Raw genomic sequence first — 14,909 nt, 5'->3', positions numbered from 1 at the left:
CAAGAAATACAGCAGTGGATATACATAGAAGGAAGAAAATAAAGCATCTATTTTATTATTTATAAACCTTTGTCGAACGTGTCATAAATATTATAAGAAAATCAAAGAAAATAAGGTTCATTCGCTAGAATAAGCGGTGAATCCTTTTGTGTTTTAGGGAATCTATTCTTACTGAGCACTGACATCTTTTCATTTCCTAATTCATAAGCTTTACAGGTGTGATTTTATCAAGCTAGAAGGAGGCACTGACATTCAAATACATGTTGTACGGGCAGGGGAGTCCTTATGGGGAATTGCGCAGGCATATGGGACAACAGTTCAAAATATTGTAGATGCCAATCAAATTCCTGAACCAAACCGATTAGTTATAGGGCAAGCTCTTGTAATACCGATTGTCGGAAATTTCTATTATGTGCAGTCAGGAGATAGTCTATATTCAATCGGCCAACGCTTTGGCATTAATTATTTAACACTTGCTCAGGTGAACAATATTAGTCCGAGTCAACCGTTATCGATTGGTATGCGACTTTATATTCCACCTCAACCAAAAACAAGAGCTGAAACATTGGCATATTTAGAGCCGAGAGGGACATTCGTTAGTGAGGCATTACTAAGTCAAGCAAGAGAAGCGGGTCCATTTTTAACTTATCTAGCTTTATTTAGCTATGAGGCAAGGCGAGATGGAACGCTTAAGGTACCACCGAGTCAAGGTGTAGCGCAAATTGCAAATGATACAGGTGCTTCTCTAGCAATGGTTGTCTCAAATTTGGAGAATTTTAGTTTTAGCGGTGATTTAGCGAGAGATATTTTTCAAAGTACAGCAGTACAGGATTTGCTCTTTAATAATATTCTTGAAGAAGCAAAGCGTTTAGGAACCGTTAAAGATATTCATTTTGATTTTGAAAATTTGCCAGGCGATCAACGACAGGCGTATAACAACTTTTTAAGGAGAGCGGTGAGTCGATTCCATCCTCAGGGATATACCGTATCGACAGCGCTAGCTCCGAAAACAAGTGCTAGTGAGCGAGGTCCGTGGACGGAGGGGCATGATTATAAAGCACATGGAGAAATAGTGGATTTTGTTATGTTAATGACTTATGAATGGGGCTATTCTGCAGGGCCACCTATGGCAGTATCGCCACTTCTAGAGGTAGAAGCGGTTGTTAAATATGCAGTAAGTGAGATACCTCGGAACAAAATTATACTTGGACAGAATTTGTATGGGTATAACTGGACATTGCCTTTTGTACAGGGGGGTCCTAATGCAGAAGCGGTTAGTCCACAAAGAGCAATCGAGATTGCTAAGAAATATAATGCTGCTATTCAGTTTGATTTAAGATCTCAAGCACCGTTCTTTGAATATTATGATGAGCAAGGTAAAGCACATGTGGTGTGGTTCGAAGACGCCAGATCCATTCAAGCGAAGTTCGATTTAATCAAACGGTACAGACTCCGAGGAGTAGGCTATTGGAAGTTGGGTCTACCATTCCCTCAAAATTGGTTATTAATTGGGGCAAATTTTGATGTAGTAAAGAAATAAGAATCTTAGGGAGCAATCAAATAATTTCGCCTTAGCGTAATTGCCGCTGACGCTTCGCTTTCGCGCAGAAAAGATATGTTGCTGTCGCTTCGCTTTCGCACAGAAAAGATATGTTGCTGTCGCTTCGCTTTCGCACAGAAAAGATATGTTAAATGAAGATAAGATAGCTCTATGTCTATTCTATTTTCTAATAAACATAAATAATCTGAAAATGTCATATCTATTTATGGTAATCTATACTATAATTATGGTAAATGATAATCCAGGAGGGATATTTTGGGAAAATTTAAAAAGTTAGGTATCATACTAACGTCTACTGCATTTTCTGTTAGTGTACTTTCACCAATGGCACAAGCTTCGGCTAATGTAAAAGAACCACAAGAGAGAGTTGCAATTCAAGTTTCTTCAACAGAAACAAAAGTAACAAAAAGTATGCTTATTAAGCAATTGAATACAATATTCCCAGACAAGTTCAATTTTGTAACAGAGAAAGATTTCTCAATGGGGGAAGCGCATTACTATAATGATGACAAAACGATACGCTATGAATTGAACTTTAATAAGACAATCAATGGCAAAGACGTTTCTGGTGATTTTACTTTTAAAGGCGAAGATTTGGAATTAGAAAACTTCTACTATCAGCCTGTCAATATAGCGGAAGCATTGTACCCAGTGAAGTATTCAGAGGGTGAAGCAAAGAAAGTTGCTCAAGACTTCCTAAAGAAATTGCCGAGCACTGCGAATTACAAGCTTCGTGAAGACAATAGATATAGCGACTTTGGTTTTAGTTTTAGTAGACCTTTATCCGAACCAATTTCGTATTCATTCATGTACTCGCCTACACACAATGGTGTGTCACTTAGTAATGAGTTTATCAATATTACAGTTCTAGCAAATGGTGAAGTTACAAGTATGTATCGTTATACTGAGCCAACTAGCAAGGCAACATTTGATAACTTAGATCAGAAAAAGAATGAGTCAGACATCCTTGCACAGGTTCGCGAAAATCTATCAGTTGATTTACGTTATATAGTTGACTATAACTACCAAACAGGCGAAGGTATTGCTAAGCTTGCGTATATGCCACCAACAAGCTTTAATGGTGTACATGCAATAAATGGGCAGTGGAAAACAATGAATGGTTTCACTTCTCAAGTACCGAAGGCAAAAGGTGTAGAAAAACTTGTATCGCAACCACTTGCACCTAAAAAAAATGGTATTACATTAGCAGAAGTTGAAGAGTTAGCTAAGTCTATTTTAAAAGTTGATTCAGACAAAGCAAAGCTACAAATTCATTCGGTTAATGAAAGAGAAAACGAAAATGGCGAAACAATTTATGATGTGAATTATATGTATGATCTCGGTAATTACGGCACAGGCAGTTCACTTGAAGTGAACAAGGCAACAGGTGAGATTACAAACTTCTGGGATACAAGTAGAGAATTCATGCAGACAGATGATAAAGTAGAACCAATTTCAAAAGATGCTGCATTAACAAAAGCAATAGACTATTTAAAAGAGTGGGTTCCGTCATATATTCATAACTATTCAAAACCAATAGAAGATGCAGTATATGATAAAGACAGCAAACAGTATTACTTCTCTTTCCCACGTATTGTCAATGGCATTGCCGTAGTAGGGGATGAAATTTCCGTTGGGATCAGTGCAGATGGGAAATTAAGTGCTTTACATGTTAGTAATCGTAAGATTGATGATTGGCCGTCTGTAAACAAAGCTATTCCTGCTGATAAAGCAAAAGCAATGTTCAATGAGGGGCTAAAATTGGAGCTACAGTATGCAAAACAGGATGGCGAGGATAATCACCACTATGATTTAGTATACTCTCCGGTTTATAATGGAAGCTTGTTCAATATTCTTGATGCAACAACTGGTGAATGGCTTCTAAAAGTTGATGATTCTAAAGAAAAACCAGCCATTTCACATCCAACAGCTGGAGGAGAATTAACTTATTTATTACGCCAAAACGTGTTAGAGGTTAAAGACCCAGCTAACTTTAATGCTGATACAGCCGTAACAAAGGGAGAAGCTTTGAAAATTTTAGTTAAATCATTATCATACGGATATGATTTCGGTCCGTATGGAAGAGATAACGATAAGCAATCCTTCGATAATATTGACAAAAAGCATCCATTATACGGAATCGTTGAACAAGCAGTAAGAATGGGCATTTTACAACCGGCGGATCAATTTGCTGTAGATACAGCATTGACTCGTCAAGAGCTTGCCGAATGGTTAGTTCGTGTATTAAATTTAGAGAGTGCTGCTAAGCATAGTGACATTTACAAATTAAACTTTACTGATGCAAGCTCAATTGACCCAGCGTACGCAGGTTATGTTGCTTTAGCGAGTGCAATGGGACTAATTGATGGACAGCAAAATAAATTCAATGCTACTGAGAAAGTGACATATGCGGATTTGGCTGTATCTACAGTTCGTCTAGCAAAGGCTGCCTTTGAACAAAACAGCAGCGGTCGTCATTACTATTATTAATCGATAATTTATACGTGAAAAGGCATCCTCTAATTTTTGGGGATGCCTTTTTTGTGATTACAGTAAAAAGGTTGCTGATTAGTAGCTTATATGTTACTATTATCTCGAATTAAAGATAAATGAATTCGAAGTAAATAGAAAGAGGGAGTCGTATGAAGGAAGACAATCGTAATTTAAAAGCTTTTACGGTCTTGTTCCGAGCATATCAAACGATTCAAGATGCAACAAAGAGAGATTTACTTCAATACGATTTAAATCAAACGGAATTTTCGGTACTTGAGTTTTTATATCATCATGGTGAGCAACCAATCCAAGTGATTGGAAAGAGAATTTTAATCGCAAGTAGTAGCATTACGTATGTAATTGATAAGCTCGAACAAAAAGGTTTTGTGTATCGACGTGCTTGCCCGAAGGATCGTCGTGTCACGTATGTTTTATTAACATATGAAGGGCAAACGTTGATGGAAGAAATATTTCCGAAGCATGAACAAAAAATTAACGAGATTTTTGAAGTATTAGATCAACAGGAGATGGACACAATGACTCTGTCTCTGAAAAAGGTTGGTTTGAACGCAGTTAATAAATAAAAAATTTTACGTATATATCTCGAAATCGAGATAAATAGGAGGAACATAAAATGAATCATTTAAAAGGAATTCACCACGTTACCGCTATTACAAGTAGTGCGGAAGAGAATTATAAATTTTTTACTTATGTGTTAGGGATGCGATTAGTGAAAAAAACGGTTAATCAGGATGATATTCAAACATATCATTTATTTTTTGCAGATGATAAAGGTAGCGCTGGCACCGATATGACATTTTTTGATTTTCCAAACATTCCAAAAGGTGTGCATGGAACAAATGAAATTTCCAAAACTTCATTCCGCGTGCCAGCAGATGCGGCATTGGATTATTGGGTAAAACGTTTCGATCGATTAAACGTTAAACATTCAGGTATTAAAGAGCAATTTGGAAAGAAAACTTTATCTTTCATTGATTTTGACGATCAGCAATATCAACTTATTTCTGATGAAAACAATACAGGTGTTGCATCAGGCACTCCATGGCAAGATGGACCGATTCCTCTTGAATATGCAATTACAGGCTTAGGTCCGGTTTTTGTAAGAGTTGCTAATTTTAAATATTTCAAAGAGATGCTAGAAAAAGTGATGCTCTTTACAGAAATTGCTGAAGAAGGGGATTTCCATCTGTTTGAAGTTGGTGAAGGTGGGAACGGTGCACAAATCGTTGTAGAACTTAACACAGTTTTACCAGTCGCTCGTCAAGGCTTCGGTACAGTACATCATGCTGCATTCCGCGTAGAGGATCGAGCTGTACTAAATGAATGGACTGAACGATTTGAAAGCTTTGGCTTCCATACTTCAGGTTACGTAAATCGTCACTTCTTTGAATCACTTTATGCACGAGTAGCACCACAAATTTTATTTGAGCTAGCTACTGATGGCCCAGGATTTATGGGTGATGAGCCTTATGAAACTTTAGGTGAAAAATTGTCGTTGCCACCATTTTTAGAGCCAAAACGTGCACAAATTGAAGAACTTGTCCGTCCAATTGACACTGTAAGAAGTACGATTACGTTCGATAAAGAATAGGAGTAATACTTTTTATTCCAATCAGACTACTGATTGGAAATTACATACTCTTGGGGGTTAGTAGATGGAATTTGCAAAGCTAATAGATAAGCGCCGATCAGCAAATAACTTTATAGAGGGCATCAAGATGAGCGAAGAAGATATACGTCCCATTTTGGAGGATGTTAAGCTAGCTCCATCCGCCTTTAATTTACAACATGCCGATTATATCGTCGTATTAGATGAAGAAAAAAAAGAAAAAGTAAGAGAAGCAGCATACGGGCAATATAAAGTGCACTCAGCCTCAGCGGTTATCCTTGTTTTAGGAGATAAAGAAGCCTATAAAAATACTGCTAACCTTAATCAAGGGATGGTAGACTTAGGCATTATTAATGCATGTGAATTAGAAAATATCGTTAATGAAAACGCAAAATTTTATGAAGAACGTGGCGAGGAATTTATGAAGGAGGAAGCCATTCGTAACGCTTCACTTTCAGCTATGTTATTTATGCTGGCAGCCAAAAATCGTGGATGGGATACATGTCCAATGATCGGCTTTGATCAACAACAAATGAGAGCTCTTTTTAATGTTCCAGAAACATATGAAATTGCACTAATGATTACTATAGGTAAGGAAAAAGAAGATAGTCGCCGTTTACGTGGTTATCGTAAACCAGTTGAAGAATTTGCAACCTATTATTAGGGCAGTATAAAATAAAACTGTTAACAAATAATAAAATGAATGCACATTTAGGAGGAAACAACGTGAAAGTAGTAGCAATCGTAGGTAGTATCCGTAAAGAATCTTATAATATGCAATTAGCGAAATTTGTTCAAAAGCGTTATGCAGAGAAAATTGATCTTGAAATATTAAGTTTGAACGATTTACCAATGTATAATCAAGATATCGAAAATGAAGCACCGCAAACAGTATTAGATTTTAAAGCAAAAGTAAAAGCGGCAGATGCAGTATTATGGTTAACGCCAGAATATAATGGTACAGTGCCAGGTGTTATGGTTAACGCTATCGATTGGTTATCTCGTGTTGATAAAGTAATGATTGGCAAGCCATCATTCATGATGGGGGCATCAATGGGTAACTTAGGTACCGTTAAAGCACAATTACATTTGAGAGATATTTTATTTTCACCTGGAGTAAATTCACCATTACTTAGTGGTAATGATGTTTATATTGGAGCAGTACACTCTAAATTTGATACAGAAGGCAATTTAACAGATGAAGGTACTATCAAATTCCTTGATGTAGTTATTGATAACTTCTTAAACTGGATGAAAAAATACGTTTAAAAATAAAAAATGCCCCATAAGTATAACAATATACTTATGGGGTATTTTTGGGTTTATTGGGTTTAAGCTAGCGGTTAATGGAGCACATGAGAATCGGCTCATCGGACGCCCATGGGAAAGCGCCCAGTCTGGACGGAAATCAACCCCTATGGTGATAAGCTTTTATTTAATCGGAATTATTTTTAACACTTTTTGAAGGCGGTATGCAAATATACCTGCAAATATAGCTAAAATAATATCCTTTGGCAAAGGAGGCATCATCCAAAGCCATGCTAACTTATAAGTGAAAGCATCAGGAGCACTAGCCCATAACTTGTAGGCAAAGTACATCCAATTCGTTCCTAGTAAGTAATTAATAGCTGTTGCAACTAATGCAGCAACTACATAGCTTTTCTTCGTTCCACTACGTTCTACAATAAGCCCCGCGACAAATGCAGCTAATATGTAAGAAACAATGAAACCAAAAGTAGGGCTTATAATTTGACCAAATCCTCCGTAGAAACGAGCAAATACAGGTGCACCTGCTAAACCTATGCACATATAAACAGTACAAGCGAGTGCCCCTTTTCTACTACCAAGAATAAGTCCTGCTAAAATAGCAAAAAAGGTTTGCAATGTTATAGGTACGCCACCAATCATCATGAAAGGTACTATAGACGTGATATTAGCTCCTATCATCAGCAATGTTGAAAATAGTCCAATGTATGCAAGATCGACTGTTCTTAATTTGTGATGCGTGTGTACTGGAACTGTTGTCATTATTTCACCCCTAAAAAGTAATGTTGATAATAATAGTGTAAAAAAATAAACATTTTGTGTCAACTCATTAAAAATGATAGTTAACACAAAATGTTTATCCTGCTTAATTGTTACTTATAGACTACCGATTAAAATATATGATAGAAACGAATGGTGATGGTACGACTTTTTGTACAATGTGACACTTAAAAGAGAAGTCGATGCAAAGCCGAGGCTGTCTCGAACTGTAAACGAGGAGTTGTTCTATGGTGATTTCGCCCTCTGGAAAGCGCCCAGTCGGAACGGAGATCAACCTCTCACTTTGCCAAAAAGTCATACTAGGCTTTAGCACTCACTCACTCACAATACTTTGAATTAAAATAGAATAAATTAAGATACTGCTTTTAATCCTGCCACACCAATGATAATGGCGATGATACTAATAATTCGAGTCAGGTTTTTAGATTCACCAAAGAATATAATATTCACGAGAACAGCACCCACTGTACCAATACCAACCCAAACGACATAGGCGATGCTTAACTGTAAATAGTTAAAGGATGCATATAATAGTACAAAGGACATCCCAAAACCGCCTAGATATATTAATAAATTGCGTATGTTTTTTTCCTGACTATAATAGCGTAAACCAACAACACCGACAATTTCTGAAATTGCAGCTAATAAAACAAGTATCCAACCCATTATGCATTAGCTCCTTTCTCTTCAACATGATCTTTTGAAGGGTTATCAGCTAAATTAAGACCAATAACACCCAGTACTAAAATAAACATGAAAATTCCTTTAATAGCATTAAACTCACCGTCAAAAATAAAAATGTCCATTAATGTAGTACCAATTGTACCGACCCCAGCAAAAGTTGCGTAAACCGTTCCTGTAGGTAGGTTTTCGCAAGCCTTCGATAAGAAGTGGAAATCCAATGCAATTAGGGACACAATAATAGCCCAATGCCACCAGGAATCGGCAACATTAAAACCGAATATCCAAAACAATTCAAACAAACTAGTTAATCCAACATAAATCCAATCTTTTTGCATAGTTAAATTCCTTTCTATCATTATGACTGACATTCAGTCATTTTCAACTTAAAAGAGAACGTCACTTATGCGTGACGTAAATCGAGTGCATGATGTAAAAAGTCGAGGAGCTCAAGCTTTTGAAGTCTAATTGTTTCTTCTTCACTGTCGTCATACAAATAAATTTGTTCAGCGGCAGATTCTACTAAACCGATTATAAGTTTAGAAGAACGAGTAGTATTTAGAGAAGCTCGTATCGTTCCTTGTTGTTGAGCTTCAGCTAAGAAATGATTCATCCATTCGTAATAGGGAGCATATATATTTTCCCATTCTTTCATATGCTCAGTTTGTGTAATACCGGCATAGATAAGTGCAAATACATCTCGATATTCCTCTGTTAGAGAAAAAACAATATCTACTACTTTTTCTAGCTGCTTTGCAAAAGGCTCCTGTTTTGAAATCCCATCGTTAATAGCAGCAATAATTTTCTCAACCATAACTTTTGCGATGGCTGGCATAACTGAAAGACGTGATGGGAAATAAAGATAAAATGTCCCTTGCGCGATACCTGCAGCTTTTACGATGTCTGAAACCTTTGTCTTCTCAATTCCTTTTTCACGGAAAACTTCAATTGCAGCATGAATTATTTTCTCTTCTTTTGACATGAAATCCCTCGCTTTTGTCCTGCTTATTTAATATGTTACAAAATAGCTGAAATAAAGTCAAAGAAAATGACTGACAATCAGTCATTTTCTTTGTGTATATATGTTTTTTATTTGGGGAACTTTATTCGTGAAAGGATTTGATGAAAATGGAAGAGATAAAGATTGCGCAATTAGATCAACAACAGCTTGAAAAACTTAATGAGCTAGAAAAGAACATGGGAGTGACATTAGTGGCCTATGATTCTTCGACAATGCCAGGACAGGGCTCAGGTGCTTTCGAATCAAACAATAGTACTAATAGCAATCATCCATCATAATTAAGAATAAAATGCCTTGCAGCAATGTGAGGCTTTTTTATGTCATCTAAAAATAGGAGGGAGACAATGATGCAAGATTTCTATGCAGATTTACATATTCATATTGGACGTACTTTAAGTGGACGTGCTGTTAAAATTACTGGCAGTAAAACGTTAACGTTAGCAAGAATTTTAGAGACTTCAAGTGCAAGAAAGGGACTAGATATTATCGGGATTATTGATTGCCATTCACCAGAAGTAATGGATGAAATGGCAGAGATGATAGAACAAGGAGAACTGAAGGAGCTAGAACAGGGAGGGCTTCGTTTTCAAGATACAACACTTATTCCAGGTACTGAAATGGAGATTTATGATCATCATTGCCTTGGACCGATCCATGTCCTGGCCTATTTTCCAACACTTCTGCATATGAGGGAATTTTCAAATTGGATGTCTAATCATATGAAAAATATTCATTTAAGCTCTCAGCGAATTTATTGTGATGGTCGAACATTACAGCAAAAGGTTCATGAATTAGGTGGACTTTTTATTCCTGCTCATGTTTTTACCCCATTTAAAAGTTTGTTCGGTAAAGGCGTACATCATAGTTTAACGGAAGTATTTGACCCTCAGCTTATAGATGCAATAGAGCTTGGTTTGAGCTCCGATACTGAAATGGTGAGTAACATTAAAGAGCTGCAAGCATATACATTTGTCAGCAACTCTGATGCTCATTCACTTGGAAAAATTGCACGTGAGTATCAAAAATTAAGACTATCTCATGCAAATTTTACAGAATTAAAGATGGCGCTTCATGAACAGCAAGATCGAGTAGTAACAGCCAATTATGGCTTAAATCCTTTACTTGGTAAATACCACGAGACTGTCTGCGCGAAATGTGGTGAGCAGCTTAGCAATTCGGCAACAATCTGTACAAACTGTGAAAGTACGCAAATTATTAAAGGAGTTGCAACACGCATTAAGGAACTTTCAGAGCAAGTTACAGATAAACGTGCACGACCACCATATATTCACCAAGTACCACTAGACTTTATTCCAGGATTAGGGCCAAAAATGATGGAACGATTAGTACAAGCATTTGGTACAGAGATGAACATCTTGCATCGAGTTACGCTAGAACAACTCGAACAAATCGTGCCGCACAAAATTGCCAAGATGATCGATTTAGCAAGAACAGGGCAATTGGCAATTGAAGTTGGTGGTGGCGGTGTTTATGGGAAAGTTCAACTAGAGTAAAACACGATTTTTAGCTCATCATCAAAAGTTGTGGATGACATTTGTTAAAACGTAGGTAGTAAGTTGATGACTGGACGCTCCCAGGAAAGCGCCCAGTCGGAACGGAAATCAACCATACGTTATGATAAAAATCTCAATTTGCCTTATTTAACCCATTTTTATCCTATTTATATTAAAATAGTAATTAGTGAAAATTGGAGGAGTGGGTGTATGCAATTATCAAAGAAATTTCGGTTTTTAGCGGCTAGCGTTCTGGCATTACAGTTAGTAGTACCGATAAGTGTAAATGCTGAGGAACAAAGAGACTACATAGCGCCAAGTTGGGTAGTTCAAGCGGATTATGTAGCACTGGGAGATTCCTTAGCACATGGTATGAATGACGTTGGTATCATCGGGTTAGGTTACACAGATTTTGTTGCACAAGCTTTACAGCAAGATGGTTTCATCGCTTCTTATAATAAAGGATTTGCATATTCAGGCTATACAACGAAAAATATATTAGAAGATATACAAAATAATGTGGAAAAGCCAGTGGTAGGATTCGGTTATCAAAGTGAGAAGGTAAAGCTTCACACATCTATTAAAGAGGCTGAGATTATTACTCTTACCGCTGGCGCCAATGATATAATACCTATTTTAAAAGAGTCTCAGACAACTGGCATTAATGCAGCAGCGATGTTAAAAGCTTCCCAAGAGGCAATAAAAAATATTGCTACTATTTTAGAAGAAGTGAAGAAGCTTAATCCGAATGCTCAAGTTTATGTAATGGGTTATTATAATTCATTTCCGTACTATAGTGAGGATTTACAGACACAATTTAAAATGCTATTAAAGGTTATGAATGCGACGATAAAAACAACTGCTGAAAAAGCGGGTGCCGTTTTTGTACCGACATACGATATTGTAGCAAAAGATATTCCAAGCTATTTACCAAATCCTGAAAATATCCATTTAAGTGAAGCTGGCTATTTAGCAGTAGCGAACGAGGCATTTTTACCAGCGATTAAAGCAAGTTCTTTATGGGATGTATCAAAATTTATTCAAGCAAATATGAAAGATCGTACAACTGTAAAAATAAGCTGGCAGGAAGCGAGAGATAATATAGGTGTCACTAGTTACAACGTATATGTAAATGGAAAACTAACATTTACACAAAATGCTGAGACAACGGCGATAACCTTGGATAATTTAACAGAGAATACAGCATACACGGTAGCTGTTAAAGCGGTTGATGCAGCTGGTAATGAAAGTGTTCAAAGTCCATCAGTTACTTTTACTACAAAGAGAACTTTAAGCTTTACCGATATAGAAAATCATTGGGCAAAGGAGTATATTCTGAAGGCCGCTGAAGAAGGTATTATGAAAGGTTATGCAGATGGTACGTTTAGACCTGAGCAAAATGTTACTCGTGCACAGGCTGCTACGATGCTTGTTAGAAGCCTAGGTTTAACGACGAAGGAACAGGCACCATTTTCAGACATCGCAAGCTATGATGTTGGAACCCAGTCAGAAATTGCAGCCGCTTATGCGTATGGGCTAATTAAGGGAACGGATGGTAATTTTAATCCAGGACAGCCAGTTACTCGCGCTCAATTAGCATTAATGATTAATCGTGCTTATGAACATCAACAAAAGCAACCTTATGCTGTGAAAGGAAAAGCACCATTCTCAGATATTGCCTCTTACAATGAAGAAACAAAACATGCAATAACGATGTTGTATGAACAAGGTATTATTATAGGTAGTGAAGGAAAGTATTTACCAGAGGCTCCAACAAAGCGTAGTCATGCAGCGAAAATATTTATAAATTTTAAAAATCTATTAAAGAAGTAAAATAATTTAAGGTAGGGATAGTAAATTGAAACCTCTACCTTTTGATTTTATATATGTTATTTTTATTGCGATGAATATCTAGTACAAGTTAGGGGCTCACATCAAAAGTTGGAGATGGCAATTGTTAAAATATATACCAAGTGTATAAGTTGATTGGAGTGAAGGCTGGGCGACTCCTCGGGGATAAGCGGCTCATTGGACGCTCCCAGGAAGCTTTGCTCTGCGCGAAAGCGAAGCGACAGCAGCAAAGCGCCCAGTCAGAACGGAAATCAAACCACACTATGTCGATGAACCAAATTAGAATTGTAATAATACTGAAGTGAAAATGGATCAAAAGGAGAATGCGATGCTGTCATTTATTTTATCTGCGAAAAGATTGCTAGTAGGCATGTGGAAGTCATTCAAGCGTCCACAATTTCTATCTTTGTTTACAACATTATTTTTTATCATTCTTTCAGGGACAATGTTTTATAAAGGAACGGAAGGCTGGTATTGGCTTGATGCCATGTATTTTGCAGTAGTGAGTTTAATTCCCACAGGTGTTGAGACGGGACTGTATCCTACTAGTGATTTTTCAAAGATATTTACGATGATTTATTTAACTTCTTTCAGCAAGTCTCCCACCTCAATTGTTGGTGAAACGAATGCGGGTTTAAGTTACTTCTCAGTGGGTGTACAATCAACCGCTGAAAGAAGTTAAAAGCCTCCGGCGGATGTCACGGAAATCGGAAAGGAGTTCTTTGTGCAAGCACAAAGCCGATTCCGGACACAATTATGCCGAGGCATAATTGATTTATTGGAACAGGCGTCATGTTTATTACGCTATTAATGCTCGGCCGATCAATAGTCGATTTTACAATTGAGGAAGAAAAGAAAGAACAAGCAAAAAAACGTCTTAAAAAATAAAAAGAGGGTGGGACAAAACCCTCTTCTGAAAACTAATAAGCCGTTGGAATTTTACGACGTGTAAAATCAGCAATGTAACTTCTATTCGTCGGAATTAAGTTCACCCACACTAGATGTGAAAAAACCCAATAAAAAAGCAATGACCCTTTTTTATAGTTATGATGTAATCACTATAAAAACATAATAACCAACCAAAAGATCATTGCTATGGATAACATTATTTGCTTACAACTAAAGGTTTATAAACTTTCTTGTCAAACAAATACATAATATGGCTAAGTACCAAGAAAAATAATATAAGGCCACCGATGTAGACAAGGGATTTTGCTCCTACCCTGTCATAGTCAAAGAAAAAGTAAGCATAATGTACTGGTTTCCCATCAATTGACGATATATTGTACACATATCCCATTAGACCTGTGATAGTAGCAAATGCCACATATGAGAGCGGGTATATCAAAACATAATATACATCTCGGTATTTTAAATGATTAGATTCTGTAAATAGAAAATAATCTACAAGGCAAAGAATAGGTGTAATCAAATGTACTGCAAGATTATCAAATTTCCAAAGATAAAAACTTCCACCCATTGTAAAGGTAGTAGGAGCAAGAAGCACCCAATAAACGATAAGTGTTAAAAGTAAATCAATTACACATACCATTTCAAAGCGTGGAAAATAGCCAGCACTTCCCGTCTTACCATCATTTATCAATCCCTTAACTGTACGTATAGTAAGTATACTAAACAAGATCAGTGCTAAAAAATTGCTTTGGATAGTATAGTACATAATTGTCTTAAAATTCATATTGCCCGATAGGATGCCCATACGTGATAATAAACCATATAATACAAAAAGAAGGCTACCTATTCTAAATAATAATGCTATAACTCTATTACGTATCATACGATTCCTCCTAATCTATATTAATATCATTTCATCTTAAATTTTTAAATTATAGCATTTTAGCGAAAAAATGTCAAATATTTACCTTTCTTCGGATTTATTTGTAATTTTAGATTGATTGTTACTATTCAGCTTTAATGATATAAGGCCTAGCGTCACTTAATAGGTCTTCCCCTTGATCTGTAATGACCTTAAAACTCCAAAATATGACGCATGTTAAAGTCTGACTACTCCCACAGCTAAAGCAGTGGGGTTCTTATGTACTTAAGAGAAGCGTTACAAAGCTCTCCACAGATGGTGTTGCCATGTCCTGTGTA

15 protein-coding genes are annotated in these 14,909 nt (G+C 36.7%); 10 read left to right on the top strand and 5 right to left on the bottom strand.

Annotated elements, in window-relative coordinates; all coding sequences use genetic code 11:
- The first annotated feature begins 367 nt into the window (after window positions 1–367).
- From ABH966_RS24800 to ABH966_RS24775, 6 genes are all read left to right on the top strand, one after another.
- Entirely contained in the window at window positions 368–1,540 is a 1,173-nt protein-coding gene (locus tag ABH966_RS24800; protein WP_483308145.1) for a glycosyl hydrolase family 18 protein, read from the top strand.
- 276 nt (window positions 1,541–1,816) lie between these two features.
- Entirely contained in the window at window positions 1,817–4,051 is a 2,235-nt protein-coding gene (locus ABH966_RS24795; protein ID WP_370083163.1) for a YcdB/YcdC domain-containing protein, read from the top strand.
- A 152-nt stretch (window positions 4,052–4,203) separates the two neighbouring features.
- Complete coding sequence (locus tag ABH966_RS24790; RefSeq protein WP_370083161.1) at window positions 4,204–4,638, top strand: MarR family winged helix-turn-helix transcriptional regulator; 435 nt, start codon at window positions 4,204–4,206, stop codon at window positions 4,636–4,638.
- A 50-nt stretch (window positions 4,639–4,688) separates the two neighbouring features.
- Window positions 4,689–5,666, top strand: coding sequence for a ring-cleaving dioxygenase (locus ABH966_RS24785; protein ID WP_370083159.1), 978 nt, complete (start codon window positions 4,689–4,691; stop codon window positions 5,664–5,666).
- A 64-nt stretch (window positions 5,667–5,730) separates the two neighbouring features.
- Window positions 5,731–6,348: a nitroreductase family protein gene (locus tag ABH966_RS24780; protein WP_370083157.1), complete on the top strand. Its 618-nt coding sequence runs from the start codon at window positions 5,731–5,733 to the stop codon at window positions 6,346–6,348.
- 62 nt (window positions 6,349–6,410) lie between these two features.
- A complete protein-coding gene (locus ABH966_RS24775) occupies window positions 6,411–6,953 on the top strand; it encodes an NADPH-dependent FMN reductase (RefSeq protein WP_370083155.1) in 543 nt (180 codons plus the stop codon).
- A gap of 162 nt (window positions 6,954–7,115) precedes the next feature.
- Here ABH966_RS24775 and ABH966_RS24770 read toward each other — a convergent pair whose 3' ends face one another.
- The 4 genes from ABH966_RS24770 to ABH966_RS24755 all read right to left on the bottom strand — a co-directional run bounded on the left by ABH966_RS24770 (window position 7,116) and on the right by ABH966_RS24755 (window position 9,393).
- Window positions 7,116–7,712: a biotin transporter BioY gene (locus ABH966_RS24770; RefSeq protein WP_370083153.1), complete on the bottom strand. Its 597-nt coding sequence runs from the start codon at window positions 7,710–7,712 to the stop codon at window positions 7,116–7,118.
- Window positions 7,713–8,081: 369 nt separating this feature from the next.
- Window positions 8,082–8,396 carry a DMT family transporter gene (locus tag ABH966_RS24765; protein WP_370083151.1) on the bottom strand — a complete coding sequence of 105 codons (315 nt, stop codon included), beginning with the start codon at window positions 8,394–8,396 and terminating at the stop codon, window positions 8,082–8,084.
- Entirely contained in the window at window positions 8,396–8,749 is a 354-nt protein-coding gene (locus ABH966_RS24760) for a DMT family transporter (protein WP_370083149.1), read from the bottom strand. The genes ABH966_RS24765 and ABH966_RS24760 overlap by 1 nt, the downstream gene beginning before the upstream one ends.
- A 65-nt stretch (window positions 8,750–8,814) precedes the next feature.
- Complete coding sequence (locus ABH966_RS24755) at window positions 8,815–9,393, bottom strand: TetR/AcrR family transcriptional regulator (RefSeq protein WP_370083147.1); 579 nt, start codon at window positions 9,391–9,393, stop codon at window positions 8,815–8,817.
- A gap of 146 nt (window positions 9,394–9,539) precedes the next feature.
- Here ABH966_RS24755 and ABH966_RS24750 point away from each other — a divergent pair, with 146 nt between their 5' ends.
- The 4 genes from ABH966_RS24750 to ABH966_RS24735 all read left to right on the top strand — a co-directional run bounded on the left by ABH966_RS24750 (window position 9,540) and on the right by ABH966_RS24735 (window position 13,479).
- Window positions 9,540–9,710: a hypothetical protein gene (locus tag ABH966_RS24750; protein ID WP_370083146.1), complete on the top strand. Its 171-nt coding sequence runs from the start codon at window positions 9,540–9,542 to the stop codon at window positions 9,708–9,710.
- Window positions 9,711–9,779: 69 nt separating this feature from the next.
- On the top strand, window positions 9,780–10,946 hold the full coding sequence (locus ABH966_RS24745; RefSeq protein WP_370083199.1) for an endonuclease Q family protein: 1,167 nt from the start codon (window positions 9,780–9,782) through the stop codon (window positions 10,944–10,946).
- Window positions 10,947–11,156: 210 nt separating this feature from the next.
- Entirely contained in the window at window positions 11,157–12,779 is a 1,623-nt protein-coding gene (locus ABH966_RS24740; protein ID WP_370083144.1) for an S-layer homology domain-containing protein, read from the top strand.
- A gap of 346 nt (window positions 12,780–13,125) precedes the next feature.
- Window positions 13,126–13,479, top strand: coding sequence for a two pore domain potassium channel family protein (locus ABH966_RS24735; RefSeq protein ID WP_370083142.1), 354 nt, complete (start codon window positions 13,126–13,128; stop codon window positions 13,477–13,479).
- A 423-nt stretch (window positions 13,480–13,902) separates the two neighbouring features.
- Here the strand turns inward: ABH966_RS24735 and ABH966_RS24730 are convergent, their stop codons facing one another.
- A complete protein-coding gene (locus tag ABH966_RS24730; RefSeq protein WP_370083140.1) occupies window positions 13,903–14,592 on the bottom strand; it encodes a Pr6Pr family membrane protein in 690 nt (229 codons plus the stop codon).
- Between the last annotated feature and the right edge of the window lie 317 nt (window positions 14,593–14,909).

The sequence above is a fragment of the Lysinibacillus sp. RC46 genome (assembly GCF_041262385.1).
In the GTDB taxonomy this organism is placed as follows: Bacteria; Bacillota; Bacilli; order Bacillales_A; family Planococcaceae; genus Lysinibacillus.
The sequence above is the reverse complement of the archived record's forward strand: the minus strand, read 5'-3'. Positions and strand labels throughout refer to the sequence as shown.

What these genes read in the sequence shown, in the direction of transcription:
- ABH966_RS24770 (WP_370083153.1), bottom strand. Translation starts at nt 7,712, where the DNA reads ATGACAACAGTTCCAGTACACACGCATCACAAATTAAGAACAGTCGAT.
- ABH966_RS24760 (WP_370083149.1), bottom strand. Translation starts at nt 8,749, where the DNA reads ATGCAAAAAGATTGGATTTATGTTGGATTAACTAGTTTGTTTGAATTG.
- ABH966_RS24790 (WP_370083161.1), top strand. Translation starts at nt 4,204, where the DNA reads ATGAAGGAAGACAATCGTAATTTAAAAGCTTTTACGGTCTTGTTCCGA.
- ABH966_RS24755 (WP_370083147.1), bottom strand. Translation starts at nt 9,393, where the DNA reads ATGTCAAAAGAAGAGAAAATAATTCATGCTGCAATTGAAGTTTTCCGT.
- ABH966_RS24735 (WP_370083142.1), top strand. Translation starts at nt 13,126, where the DNA reads ATGCTGTCATTTATTTTATCTGCGAAAAGATTGCTAGTAGGCATGTGG.
- ABH966_RS24780 (WP_370083157.1), top strand. Translation starts at nt 5,731, where the DNA reads ATGGAATTTGCAAAGCTAATAGATAAGCGCCGATCAGCAAATAACTTT.
- ABH966_RS24730 (WP_370083140.1), bottom strand. Translation starts at nt 14,592, where the DNA reads ATGATACGTAATAGAGTTATAGCATTATTATTTAGAATAGGTAGCCTT.
- ABH966_RS24750 (WP_370083146.1), top strand. Translation starts at nt 9,540, where the DNA reads ATGGAAGAGATAAAGATTGCGCAATTAGATCAACAACAGCTTGAAAAA.
- ABH966_RS24745 (WP_370083199.1), top strand. Translation starts at nt 9,780, where the DNA reads ATGCAAGATTTCTATGCAGATTTACATATTCATATTGGACGTACTTTA.
- ABH966_RS24765 (WP_370083151.1), bottom strand. Translation starts at nt 8,396, where the DNA reads ATGGGTTGGATACTTGTTTTATTAGCTGCAATTTCAGAAATTGTCGGT.
- ABH966_RS24785 (WP_370083159.1), top strand. Translation starts at nt 4,689, where the DNA reads ATGAATCATTTAAAAGGAATTCACCACGTTACCGCTATTACAAGTAGT.
- ABH966_RS24740 (WP_370083144.1), top strand. Translation starts at nt 11,157, where the DNA reads ATGCAATTATCAAAGAAATTTCGGTTTTTAGCGGCTAGCGTTCTGGCA.